The 13,816-nt window shown below is 70.0% G+C and carries 2 protein-coding genes; both read right to left on the bottom strand.

The annotated features are described in order from the left end of the window. Positions 1–62 precede the first annotated feature (62 nt). Positions 63–13,025 (bottom strand): non-ribosomal peptide synthetase/type I polyketide synthase, encoded by a 12,963-nt coding sequence (locus AKJ09_RS23210; protein WP_169927779.1) that lies wholly within the window; start codon positions 13,023–13,025, stop codon positions 63–65. Beyond that, on the bottom strand, positions 13,022–13,765 hold the full coding sequence (locus AKJ09_RS23205; RefSeq protein WP_275936744.1) for a serine aminopeptidase domain-containing protein: 744 nt from the start codon (positions 13,763–13,765) through the stop codon (positions 13,022–13,024). Before AKJ09_RS23205 ends, AKJ09_RS23210 begins: the two co-directional genes overlap by 4 nt. Positions 13,766–13,816 lie beyond the last annotated feature (51 nt).

Genomic DNA, 13,816 nt, shown 5'->3' with positions numbered 1-13,816 from the left:
ACAAGATGCCGGTCTACGACGGCGAGAGCTCGTACGCGACGACGTCGCGACGAAGTAGACGCTCACACCTTGCTGGTCAGTACCGACAGAACACGCCGTAGCAGTCCGCCGCTGCCTGACTTCGCGGCCTTCGCGGCTTTCGCGGAGACGGTTTGCGAACCGCCACCCGCCGAACGCGGATCCGGCGTGGGCTCCTCATAGTCACGCGCCAGCTGCTCGAGAGTCTGGAAAATGAACGCACGCGGGCTCACGCGCTTGCCGGTGCGGGCTTCGAGCACGGCCACGGCGCGCATGACGAGCAGCGAGTGGCCGCCGAGGTCGAGGAAGTTGTCGAGCACATCAATGCGCTCGACACCGAGTAGCTCGCGCCAGACGGCAGCGACCGTCTGCTCCGAGGCCGTGCGCGGTGCGCCGCGTCCGGCGAGAGCGCCGTCAGCACCGGACGTTGCAACATCGGGCAGCGCGCGGCGATCGATCTTGCCGTTCGGCGTGAGCGGCAGCCGCGAAAGGGCGACGAACACGGCCGGAACCATGTAGTCGGGCAAGCTCTCACGCAGCGCAGTGCGAAGCGCGCTGTCGGCGGGCACAGTGTGACCGGGCCGTGCGACGAAATACGCGACCAAGCGCTCTACCCCGCCAGGTCCCGGCCGCGCGACGACCACCACCTCGGCGATCGCGGGATGGTGCGCGAGCGCCACCTCGATCTCGCCGAGCTCGATGCGGTAGCCGCGGATCTTCACCTGGAAGTCGGTGCGCCCGAGGTGCTGGAGCCTGCCATCGCTGCGCCAGCGCGCGAGATCGCCGGTGCGGTAGAGGCGCGCGGCCGGGTCGGTCGAGAACGGATCGACCACGAAGCGCTCGGCTGTGAGCTCGGGGCGATCGTGGTAGCCAAGCGCCACCCCCGAGCCGCCCAGATAGAGCTCCCCAGGAACGCCAATGGGCGCTGGCTTACCCATCTCGTCGAGCACCCACGCACTCGTGCCCGCGATGGGCTTGCCGATGGTGATCGTGCCCTGGCCAGCTTCGATGTGGCTACACGTCGACCAGACGGTGGTCTCGGTCGGACCGTACATGTTCCAAAGCTGACCGGTGCGCTCGAGGAGAGCTTCGGCGAGATCCGCGGGCAGCGCCTCGCCGCCGCACAGGGCCTTGAAGCCCGATCCGCCGCGCCATCCCGCTTCGAGCAGCAGACGCCACGTCGCCGGTGTCGCCTGCATGGTGGTGGCGTTCGTGTCATCGAGCAGCTTGCGAAGGGCATCGCCATCCGTCGCCTCCTCGCGCGTAGCGAGGACGATCTCGGCGCCGACCGTGAGCGGCAGGAGGAGCTCGAGGACCGCGATGTCGAACGACAAGGTGGTGACCGCGGCCAAGCGATCGCGGGTCGCGAGGCCGGGAGCGACGCGCATCGCGTCGAGGAAGCTCACGACCGCGCGGTGCGGAACGAGCACGCCCTTGGGCCGGCCCGTCGACCCCGAGGTGTAGATGAGATAGGCGGCGTCGTCAGGACCGGCAGGGCCAGCGTCGAGGCCGGTGCCGCCTTTGCCGGCGAGGCCGGCGAGGCCGGTGAGGCCGGCGTCCACGCGTAGCACGCGCTCGGGATCGAGCCCGAGCTCTCCTGCGTCGCCGTCTGCGAGTACGAGGCGTGCACGAGCATCCGCCAGCATGAAGCGCAGGCGGTCCGCAGGAAAATGTGGATCGAGAGGCAGGTAGGTGGCACCTGCGGCCGCGACCCCGAGGAGCGCGGCGAGCATGGCCGGTGATCGCTCGAAGTGGAGCGCGATCACGTCGCCGCGGCCGATGCCGCCGTCACGGAGCGCCGCGGTCACGCGAGCGGCGCGCCGGCCGAGCTCGGCGTACGTCATGCTCTGACCGCAGTAGCGCACCGCGATGCGCTCGCCGTGTATCGCCACGGAAGGAACGAGCAGCGCGGCGAGGCTCGGCGCCGAAGGCGAGACGGGTACCGCGGCGCTCCCTGCACTGAGCCGCGTGAGCTCCGCGTGCTCGGCCTCGGGCACCGCAAGCATCGTGCGCACGGGGGCCGTCGGATCGCGGACGATCGCCTCGACCAGCGCGAGGTAGCGCGCGCGGAGAAGACCGGCGGTGGCCGGCTCGATGATGTCGGTGTTGTAGTTCAGGCCACCGACCAGGCCGTCGACACCGTCCAAAAACCACAGCGCCACGTCCTGCGCTGCAGACGGCTGGAAGACGGGCACGTTCTTCTGTACGAGGTTCCCCCAGGTTCCCGGGCGGTGGCGCGCGTCCTGGTACGAGAAGAACGCCTGGTAGATCGGAAAGCGGCTCTCGTCGCGTGGCACGTCGAGGACCCGCACGAGATGCTCGAACGGCACGTCCTGGTATCCGAAGACGTCGATCACCTCGGTCCGTACGTCGCGCATCAGCTCGAGAAAGCTGCGCTCCGGATCCACGTGCAGCCGCAGCGGCAGGGCGTTGACGAAGAAGCCCATGACGTTCTCCAGCTCGGGCTGGTTGCGCCCGCGAACCGGAGTCCCGACGAGGACCTCGCGCTGGCCGGTGACGCGATAGAGGAGCAGCGCCCATGCGCTGAGCAGCGTCATGAAGAGTGTCGCGCCTTCGCGAAGGCCTACCTCGCGCAAGCCGTTCGTCAGCTCCGGGCGCAGCGAGAGCCACGCGGTGGCGCCTTCGCCGCTCTGCCTAGACGGCCGCGGGAAGTCCTCCGGCAGATCGAGCCTGTCGGGCGCGCCGGCAAGGTGGTCGCGCCAGAACCCGATCTGCCGTGCGAGCTCGGGGCCAGCCATCCATTCGCGATGCCAGGCCGCGAAGTCGCCGTAGCTGACGGCCGGCGCCGGCCTCGCCGGCTCCTCTCCGCGCTGGTACGCGCCGTAGAGCGCCGCCATCTCCTCGTAGAAGATGTCGAACGACCAGCCGTCCCAGATCATGTGGTGCGGCATGAAGAACAGGACATGATCGTCGGCTGCGAGGCGGTACATGCGGGCGCGAAAGAGCGGGCCACGCGAGAGATCGAACGGCCGCGCGATCTCGTCCTCGAGGCGGCGGGTAAGCTCGCGCTCCCGCTCCTCGGGCCCCATCGCGGAGAGCTCTTCGGCCGGCCACAGCATGACGGGGACGCTCGGCAGCACGCGCTGCGCCGGCGCATCGCCGACCACGGCGATGACGGTGCGGAGCACGTCGTGGCGGCGGACCATCTCGTCGAAGGCGCGCCCGAAGGCGCCTTCGTCGATGGCACCACGCAGTCGGTGCGCCGACGGCACGTGGAAGACGGTACGCCCGAGCTGCAGCTGCTCGAGGTACCAGACGCGCTGCTGCATCAGCGAGAGCGGCGCCGGACCCGCATCGTCGCGGCGTGGGACGCGCAGCGCTGCCTCGTGAGCGGTCGCACCATCGAGCCACGCCGCCAGGCGCGCGACGGTGGGATGCTCGAAGGCAACCCCCATGGGCACGGTGCGACCGAGCTCACGGCCGAGGCGCGCGGTCATCTGCGCGGCGAGCAGCGAGTGTCCGCCCAGCGCGAAGAAGTCGTCGTGTACATCGAGGCGCGGCAGAGCAAGGGTCTCGGCAAAGGCGCGCGCGACGCGCTCCTCCGTGGGGGTCCGAGGAAGGACGGCCGGCCCTTGCGCCCGCCCGGCCGTTGCGGCGCCGCCGGGCGCGGGGAGCGCCTTGCGATCGACCTTGCCGCTCGGCGTGAGCGGCAGTGCAGTGAGCGTGACGAAGCGCTGCGGCACCATGTAGTCGGGCAGCGTCTGCGTCAGGTGAATGCGCAGCGCATCGTCCGCCGGCGCGCCCTCGCGCGGCACGATATACGCGATGAGTCGCACGTCGCCGGGCCGATCTTCGCGCGTGGTGACCACCGCCTGAAGGATCCCGGGGTGGCCGGTGAGCGCCGCCTCGATCTCGCCGAGCTCGATGCGGTAGCCGCGAAGCTTGACCTGGAAGTCGGTGCGACCAAGGCACTCGAGCTGGCCGCCGTTGCGAAAGCGGCCGAGGTCGCCGGTGCGGTACATTCGAGCATCGGGATCGACGCGAAACGGATCCGACACGAAGCGCTCGGCGGTGAGCTCTGGGCGATCGAGATAGCCGCGGGCGACGCCATCGCCGCCGATGTAGAGTTCGCCGACCACGCCGATCGGCACCGGCTGGCGGTCCTCGTCGAGGATGTGGACGGTGGTGTTCGCGATCGGGTGGCCGATGAGAATCGGACCGCTGGCGTTCGTGACTCCGTTCGTGACTAGATGCACGGTCGACCAGACCGTCGTCTCGGTGGGGCCGTACATGTTCCACAGCTCGCCGACGATCGGCTGAAGCGCCACCGCGAGATCTCGCGGAAGCGCCTCGCCGCCACACAGCGCGCGGAACGTGCTGCCGCCGCGCCAACCGGCATCGAGCAAGAGGCGCCAGGTGGTAGGCGTGGCTTGCATCACCGTGACGCGGTGGGTCTCGATGAGGCGACGGAGCGCGCCGCCGTCGACGACTTCGTCGCGCTGGGCGAGGATCACCTCGGCGCCGACGACGAGCGGCAAGACCAGCTCGAGCACCGCGATGTCGAAGGAGAGCGTCGTCACAGCGAGCAGGACGTCGTCCTCGCGCAAGCCGGGCTCGCGCGCGATGCCGTGCAGGAAGTTCACGACGTTTCGGTGCTGGAGCCGCACGCCCTTGGGCTTGCCGGTCGAGCCGGAGGTGTAGATGACGTAGGCATCGTCGGCGGCGCGTGGTGGCGGCGCGGCGCCGGATTCCGCGTCGGGGAGCGGCTCGTCGAGGCACAGCAGCGGCGTCCTGCCGACGGCGCCTGCCATACGCGTAGCGACGGTGCGCGTGGTGACGATCACGGCGACCCGCGCGTCCTCGATCATGAAGGCCAGACGATCGGCAGGAAAGCCTGGGTCCAGGGGAACGTAGGTCGCGCCTGCGCCGAGGGTGCCCACCAACGCGGGGAGCAGATGAATGTTGCGCTCGGTCATGAGACCAACGCGATCGCCGCTCCCGATGCCCATCGTTCTTAGCGCCGAGGATACGGCCTCGGCGCGAACCGCAAGCTCGCCGTACGTGAGCGCGGCCGCGCCCGTCCGGACGGCGACGCGCTCGGGGACGCGGCGCGCCGAGGCCGCGATCAGCTCTTCGATCCGCGCCTCGCGCGGATACGGCGCCTCGGTCTGGTTCCACCTCGCGAGGGTGCGGCGCTCCTCGGGCGAGACGACCGCCAAGCGGCCCAGGGGCAACGCCGGCTCGTTGACCGCGCTCCGGAGGAGCGATTCGAAGGAGGCGAGCCAACGCGCGATCGTAGCCTCGTCGAAGAGGCCTGCGTTGTACTGGCACTCGAGCCTCATGCCCGCCGGTCCACAGTCGACGGCGTTGATGAAGAGCTCGAAGGTCTCGTAGCGGCGCGCGTTCGAAGCCAGCTCGAGGGCGAGGCCGGGGATGCTGTGGCTCTCGCTGGTCAGCGCCTGGTCGATGTTGAAAATCACGCTGATGAGCGGCAGGCGACCTGGGTCGCGGGCGATGGGGAGCACCTGGAGGACGCGCCCAAGGGTGATCTCCTGGTGATCGTAGGCGTCGAGCATCGTCCCTCGAGCCGCCGCGAGGAGCTCGGTGAACGGCTGCGTCCGCGTCATGCGGGCGCGGAGCGGCAACATGCTCACGCAGTGGCCAACGAGGCCGTCCTGACCGCTCGCGGACTGCCCCGCGGCGGGGATGCCGACGACCACGTCGGACTGACCGGTGAGCCGGAAGAGGAGTGCGTCGAAGCCGGCCAGCAGCGTTGCGAAGAGGCTCGCACCATGCTGCGCGCCGAGCTTCTTCACGGCCGCGACGAGGTCGGACGACAAGACATGATCGTGGCGGCCGGCCGTCTGCGTCCGCACGATCGGGCGCGGGCGGTCGGTCGGAAGCTCGAGCCCCGGCACCGCACCGCTGAACTGCTCGGTCCACCAGCGCTCGTTGGCCCGGACTTCCGGGCTATCCGCGCCGGCAGCCTGCTCGACGGCGTAATCGGCGAACGACGGCGCCGCCGAGAGCGATGCGGCGCGCGCGCCGGTGTGCTGCGCATAGAGCGCGGCGAGGTCCTTGACGATGACCCAGAACGACCAGCCATCGAGCACGATGTGGTGTCCGGTGAACACGAGCACATGGTGATCCGCAGCCAGGCGAACGAGCTCCGCGCGCACGAGCGGCCCGTGCTCGAGATCGAACGGCTCCGACACGTGGCGCTCGCAGATCGCAGCGAAGGTCGCGTCGCGCTCGGTGTCGCTCACTCCGGCGAGATCATGCAGTGGAACGTCGAGCGGCGGCGGCTCGATGGCGATGCTCACGGTGAGACCATCGCCGGCGAAAGTCGAGCGCAGCGCGTCGTGACGCGCCGGCAACGCCCGCACGGCCTGGCGCAGCGCGCCGACATCGAGCTCACCGCGCAGGTTGAGGGAAATCGACTCGTTGTACGCCAGCGAGGCCTCGGGACCGAGGCGGGCGGCGAGCCAGATCTCGCGCTGCGGTTCGGTGGACGGGACCGTGCGGGAGACGCCGGGCGCCACCGTCTCCGGAACGCTGACCGCGGGACGCGCCGACGGGAAGAAGCCCGCCGCCTGCATCTCGGCCGCCGCTTCGCGGTACGCGCGGACGATGGCTCGCAGATCGTCGTCGCTATGGGCGGTGGTCAGGAAGCAAGGGAAGTTGTCGAGGACATGGATGCCGCGATCGCGCAGCATCGCGTAGAAGAGGTCGCCGTAGGGCACCTCCTCGGTAAACGTGTGGCGCCAGAGCGAGGCAAACGTCTTCAGCGCGAGCGGCGCGCCCAGCTCGGCGAGCACGCCGTTGATCTCTTCGGCCATCCCGGCGGTGCGGGCGGTCAGACGCTCCTGAAGGGCCGGACCGGCATCGCGCATGTGAGTGAGCGCGGCCTTCGCGGCTGCGAGGGCCAGAGGGTGACGAACGAAGGTGCCCGCGAAGTACGTAACGCCGACGGTAGGGATCGACGCGTCGCCATACTCCCAGTGGCCGCCGTCGAGCGCGTCCATGAAGCGTCGCTTGCCGGCGATGACGCCGATCGAGAAGCCGCCTCCCACCACCTTGCCATACGAAGCGAGGTCGGCGTCGATGCCGAACAGTCCCTGCGCGCCGCGCGGATGCGAGCGGAAGCCGGTGATGACCTCGTCGAAGATCAGCGCGGTACCCGAAGCCTCGGTGAGAGCGCGCAGCTCGCGGAGGAACGGGACGGGGCGGAAGTCGGGTCGACGGCTCTGCACAGGCTCGGTGACGATCGCCGCCAGGGTGCCGATGCGCTCCCTGAGGATCGCGAGCGACTCGGGCGTGCCGTAGTCGAGCACGAGCATGTTCTGCGACGACTCGGGAAGGATGCCCGGCGCGGCGGGGATGGACTTCAGCTTGCGCGTCCCGCGGACGATCACCTCGTCGAAGATGCCGTGGTACGAGCCGGTGAAGATGGCGACGGTGCTCCGGCCCGTGACGGTGCGAGCCACGCGCATCGCGCCCATCACCGCCTCGGAGCCGGTATTGCAGAACGCGGCGCGATCGGCGCCGGTGACCTCGCAGAAGAGCTTCGCGACCTCGCCGGCCAGGACGTGTTGGGGTCCGATCTCGTACCCGGCTTCGACCTGGGCGTGGACCGCCTCGCGGAGGAAGTCCGGCTGCCAGCCGAACATGTTCATCCCGAAGCCGGACAGCACGTCGATGTACTCGTTGCCGTCGATGTCCCAGAGACGGCTGCCGCGCGAACGCTCGATGACGAGCTGGTAAGTAAGCTCCTTGGTGAGCGGCCGGAAGCCGTTCACGACACGTGGATCGGCCATATGGCCACGGTGCTCGGCGGTGTACGCCTTGGAACGGGCGGTGCGCGCCGTGTAGCGTGCGATGAATGCGTCGAGGCGCGCGCGCTGCTGCGCCGTGAGCTCGTCGGCCCGGGTGTGGATGCGCGCGATCGCGCCGAAGGCCTTCTTGACGTCGTACGTGATCGGTCCCGCCGCGGGCTCGTCCTCGTTGCGCGCGGCCTTTGCCGCGACCGAGGGCGGGGCGACGGCGGCGGCAGGCGCGGACGCCATCGCCGCGATCGGTGCGCCGCCGAGGACCGCGAGCTGCTGCGCCATTATCTGAAGCTGAGCGTCGATGACTTGACAGACGTAGGCGGGTTGCTCGCCGGCGAGATGCACGCCCGGCGGCGAGGCGAGCGCCGGTGCCGCAACCGAAGGGGGCGCCGCGACGGACTCATCCGGTGGCAGCTGCTCATCGAGCATCGCCACGAGGCTCGCGACCGACGGGTAACGCTCCATCACGTCGCGGAACGTGAGCTTCACGCCGAAGGACTGCTGCACCTGCCGCGCGAGCTGGGTGAGCGTCAATGAGTCGAGGCCTAGCTCGAGCCACGGCGATCCGGGATCAGCGCCGGCCACGTCGAGGCCCGAGACGTCCTCCACGGCTTGGTGGACCTGGCCGAGCAGGCGCGCCTTCCTCGCTTCATGCGTATACGCAGAAGACGGCCGTGACTGCAGCGTTGTGGGCATCACGGTTGCTTCGACAGGTAGCGGATTGGGCTCTGCGTGCGCGGTGCGTGAGGCAGACGAGGAGGTGGAGGGGGGGGCGTCGACCCAGTGGCGCAGGCGTTCGAACGGATACGTCGGCAACGGCACGCGGCGGCGGCTCTCGCCGGCGTGGACCGCCGCCCAATCGATCGCCACACCGAGCGTCCAGAGTTGACCGAGCGCTGCGGTAACGGCTTCGGACTCACGCTCGGCCGCGTCCGCGAGGCTCGGGACGGCCACGGGTCGCGCACGCTTGCCGGTCACGGCCTGACGGGCCAGCGCCGAGAGCGAGGCGCGCGGGCCGATCTCGACGAGCACGCGCTTCGGGTCGTCGAGAAGGCGCGCTACCGCGGGAGCAAAGCGCACCGGCTTCCGAAGGTGCGTGGCCCAGTAACGCGGGTCGAGCGCCTGTTCGTCGCTGAGCCAGTCCGCGGAGACGGTCGACAGGATCGGGATTCTCGGCGCGCGCAGCTCGACCTGCTCGAGCCGTGCACGCAGCGGCTCGATGACGGGATCCATCATCGCCGAATGGAACGCGTGCGACGTCACCAGGAGCCGCGCCGGCACATCGATCCCGGCAAGCTCGGCCTCGAGCTTCGCGATGGCGTCGATCGAGCCCGCCACCGCACACAGCTCGGGAGCGTTCTCGGCAGCGAGCTCGACGCCGGCCGGGAGACGCGGCAGGAGCGCCGCGGCGCTCATACGGACGGACAGCATCGCGCCGGCGGGCAGCTCCTGCATTCGCCGTCCGCGCTCGAGTACGAAACCGGCGGCGCTCGCCAGCGGCATGACCCCCGCCAGCGCCGCGCACACCAGCTCGCCGACGCTGTGACCGATCAAGGCCGTTGGCCTCACGCCCCAGCTCATCCAGAGTCGCGCCAGTGCGTATTCGAGCGAGAAGATCGCCGGCTGCGTCAAGCTGGTCGCGAGCAGCGCTACGGCGTCGTCGCCGAAGAACTGCGGGCGTGGATCGACTCCGGTGAGGCCCTCGAGGATGTCGGCGCATTCGTCGTAGGCGGCGCGGAACGCGGGTTCTGTCTCGTACAGACCGCGGCCCATTCCGGCATACTGCGACCCCTGCCCGGGACAGAGGAACGCGATCTCGGGAAGCTCCGCGCCGACCTCGCGCGCGCCGGCGCGAGCGGCGTCGGGCTCGTTCAGCAGACGCGCCGCCTCCGCACAGGTCGCGGCGACGACGAAGCGCCGGTGGGCGAAGTCGCGACGTCCGACGTGCAGCGTGTGGGCGACATCGGCGAGTGCAGCCGTCTCTTCGCCCGCGAGGTATGTGGCGAGTCGCGAGCTCGCGTCGGCCAGGGCCGGCGCGCTACGTGCGGACAGCGTTATGAGCTGGACAGGACGCAACGACGCAACCGCGGGAGGCGTGGCAGGCGCCTCCTCGAGCACGACATGGGCGTTCGTGCCGCCGAAGCCGAACGAGCTGACCCCGGCGCGGCGGCGTCCGCCTCGCTCGGGCTCGGGCCACGGACCGAGCGTGGTGTGCACCCGGAACGGGCTGCGCGCGAAGTCGATCGCCGGATTCGGAGTCTCGAAGCCGACCGACGGCGGCAGCGTGCGTCGTGAGAGCGCGAGCGCCGTCTTGATCACGCTGGCAGCGCCGGCGGCGATCACCATGTGGCCGACGTTGCTCTTCAGCGACCCGATCGAACAGAAGCCTCGGTCGTCGGTGTGACGCCGGAAGGCGCGCGTCAGACCTTCGATCTCGATCGGATCACCAAGCGGCGTGGCAGTGCCGTGAGCCTCGATATAGGAGAGAGTGCGCGCGTCGATACCCGCAGCGTCGTGGGCCGCGGCGATCACCGTCGCCTGACCGACCGGGCTCGGTGCGGTGAAGCTCGCTCGCTCGCTACCGTCGTTGTTCACCGCTGCGCCGAGAAGGACAGCGTAGATGGTGTCACCGTCAGCGATCGCGTCGGTGAGCCGACGCAAGACGAGCACCGCGACGCCGTCGGAGAACACGGTGCCCGCCGCCTTGGCGTCGAACGCACGGGTGCGTCCGTCGGGTGACGCCATCGAGCCCTCTTGATAGAGGTAGCCGCTGCGCGGAGGACACGTGATCGCGACGCCGCCGGCGAGCGCGACATCGCAGCCGCCGTTGCGCAGGCTATCCATCGCCATCGCGGTGGCCACCAGCGACGTCGAGCAGGCGGTATGCACGGCGACCGCCGGTCCGCTGAGGCCGAGACGGTGAGCGACGCGACTGGTGACGTAGTCCTTCTCGTTGCCCAGCATCACGGCCAGGTCGCTGAGCCGGCCGGTGACGTCGGGACGATGTGCAAGATGCCGCTGGTAGTAGGTCGCGTTGTACATGCCACCGTACACACCGACCGGTCCCGGCACGCGCTCGGGTACGTAGCCGGAGTGCTCGAGGGCTTGCCATGACACCTCGAGGAAGTGGCGGTGCTGCGGGTCCATGAGCTGCGCTTCGAGCGGCGAGATGCCGAAGAACGCTGCGTCGAAGAGCTCGACACCGTCGAGCACGCCACGCGCCGGCACATAGGCCGGATCGCCGTAGAGGGTCGCGGAAACGCTGGGATCGAGGTCGTCCTTCGCGAAGGTGCGAATCGATTCGATACCGCCGCACAGGTTGGCCCAGAACGCCTCGATGTCTGCGGCGCCAGGGAAACGCCCCGCCATCCCGATGATGGCGATCGGCTCACGGGGGGTGAGCGGAGTACACCGAACATCGCGTGCGACCGCCGGCTCCGCAGCGCCATTCGCGCTCCCATCGGCGATGGCGCGCGCGAGGCCGGCAGGGGTGGCGGCCGCGAAGAACGTCGCCACGGAGACGTCGGGTAGCCCTGCCTCGCGGAGCTGCGCGATGGTACGCACCGCCGACAGGGAGTCGCCGCCCAGCTCGAAGAACCCGTCGAGCACGCCGACCTCGTCGAGGCCGAGCGCGCCGGCGAAGACACGGCAGATGAGCTCCTCTTGGGGGCCCTTGGGGGCGCGCATGGGCTGCGCCAGCTGCGGCCGGCGGCGCTCCGGCGCTGGCAGCGCAGCGCGATCGAGCTTGCCGTTGGCGGTGAGTGGCAAGGCCGGAAGGGTCATGAAGACCGCCGGCACCATGAAGTCGGGCAAGACCTTCGCGAGCGCGGCCCGCAGCGCGAGCGGCGTAGGCGCCTCGCCCCGGGGCACCACGTATGCGACCAGACGCTTGGCTCCGTTGCCGTCGTCCCGCGCCGCGACAGCGCACGCGAGGACCTCGGGCAACGCGCCGAGACGCGCCTCGATCTCTCCGAGCTCGATACGGAAGCCACGGATCTTGACCTGTTGGTCGGCGCGACCGACGAAGTCGAGCGTCCCGTCATCACGCCAGCGCACGAGATCGCCCGTGCGGTAGAGGCGGCCGCCACCGCCGAACGGGTCGGCAACGAAACGCTCGGCGTCGAGCTCGGGCCTGCGGAGGTAGCCACGCGCGACACCGCGACCGCCGACGTACAGCTCCCCGACATCGCCCAGCGCAACGCGTGCTCCGGCGGCGTCCAGCACGTGGACATCGGTGTCGGCGATCGGTCGTCCGATCGGGATCGATCGGGCACCTTCCGGCGTGTCGCGAGGGATCGAGAACGTCGTCGTGAACGTGGTGCACTCGGTGGGGCCGTATCCATTGATCAGCTCGGTGTCGGGCAGCGCCGCGAGCGCGCGGCGCACGTGCGACGGTGAGAGCGCCTCGCCCCCCGTGAAGAGCTGGCGAAGTCCCTGCAGGTGGAGCGGATCGTCGTCGATGACGGCGTTGAACAACGCTGCGGTCAGCCAGGCCGTGGTGATCCCGTGCTTGGCGATCGCGCGCGCCAGCCCGCGCCCCGTGGGGATCGGTTCGAGGTAGAGGGCGACTCGGCCGCCATGAAGCAGCGGTCCCCACAGCTCGAGCGTCGAGGCGTCGAAACCGAGCGGCGCCGCGTGCAAGAAGCAGGTATCGGTGTCGAGGCGGACGTAGTCGACCTGACCGACGAGCCTCACGATCGACGTGTGCTCGATCTGCACGCCCTTCGGCATCCCCGTCGAGCCCGACGTGTACATCACGTAGGCGAGGTCCGTGGCGACGGCGCGCGGGGCCACGGCGACGTGAGGCGCTCCCTGCCTGGCGTGCTCCTCGTCGACGAAGATCGTGTGCGCGGCCAATGCGCCGAGCGACGCGGCGTGCGCGCGGCGTGTCAACAGCGCCGGCGCCGCGGCGTCGGCGAGCACGAAGGCGAGTCGATCGCGGGGGTGACCGGGGTCGAGCGGCAGGTACGCCCCGCCGGCCTTGAGGATGGCCAGCGCCGCGACCACCGCGTCGGGCGAGCGTTCGAGCGCAAGCGCGACGGGAACATCGGGGGCAACGCCTGCTTGGATCAGACGGACGGCGAGCACGTCAGAGCGGCGATCGAGCTCGCCGTAGGTCATCGCGCCGCCGTCCCACACCAGCGCCGGGCGCTGGCGATGGGCCGCGGCCTGCTCGCGAAAGAGAGCGTGGACCGTTGCGTCGGTACGGAAGCTCACGGGCTCACCTCTTCCACACGTGTGACGATCGCCTGCACGACGTCCATGGGTACGACCGCAGCATTGAGCGCGGCGTCGGAGTTCCACGCAGCGCTATGCGGCAGCTCGAGCCAGCGGACCGATGGTGACTCGGGCAGCCGCTCTCGCAAGCCCGCGCTGGCCGCCGTCGCGCCGCTCGTCCCGACGACCGTCACGTGGTCCGAGCGCAGCTCCGTGGCGCCGAGATCGATCGCGCCGAGCTCGGAGGCAAACGCAGCGCTGATCGGCGCACCGAGCACCTCGGATGGCGCACCTTCGGCTGACACAGGCGAGCGGTCCTCCCAATGCTCCCCGATCTCCTCCCGCATATACCTGCGGTGCATGGCAGCGAGCTCGGCAAGATACGCGCGGCCTTCGAAGACCGGATCCCACATCACCAGGTGACGGAGGCGCAGCGCGCAGCGCGAGGTCGCGAGCGCCGCGAGTGTCCCGCCGAGGCGAAGACCGATCGCGACGACCTTGCTGGCGCCGCTCGCAGCGCGCAGCTCGTCGGCGGCCAGGGCCACGTCGGCGAGGCAGCTCTGGACGGTGACGTCGGCACCGTCACCCATCGAGTCGCCGGTGCCCCCGTAGTCGAAGCGCATCACGACGTAGCCACTGCGTTCGAGCCGAGTGGCAAGAACACGATATATGCGATGTGCACGCATCGCCTCTTCGCCAAACGGGTTGCAGAGAAGTATCGACGCGCTACGCGCGCGCATCCGCCGAGGCGAGTGCAGCGCCCCAAAGAGCGGGCGAAGGCTCGGGCCGAA

The organism is Labilithrix luteola (assembly GCF_001263205.1).
Lineage (GTDB): Bacteria > Myxococcota_A > Polyangia > Polyangiales > Polyangiaceae > Labilithrix > Labilithrix luteola.
The sequence above is the reverse complement of the archived record's forward strand: the minus strand, read 5'-3'. Positions and strand labels throughout refer to the sequence as shown.

What these genes read in the sequence shown, in the direction of transcription:
- AKJ09_RS23205 (WP_275936744.1), bottom strand. Translation starts at nt 13,765, where the DNA reads ATGCGCGCGCGTAGCGCGTCGATACTTCTCTGCAACCCGTTTGGCGAA.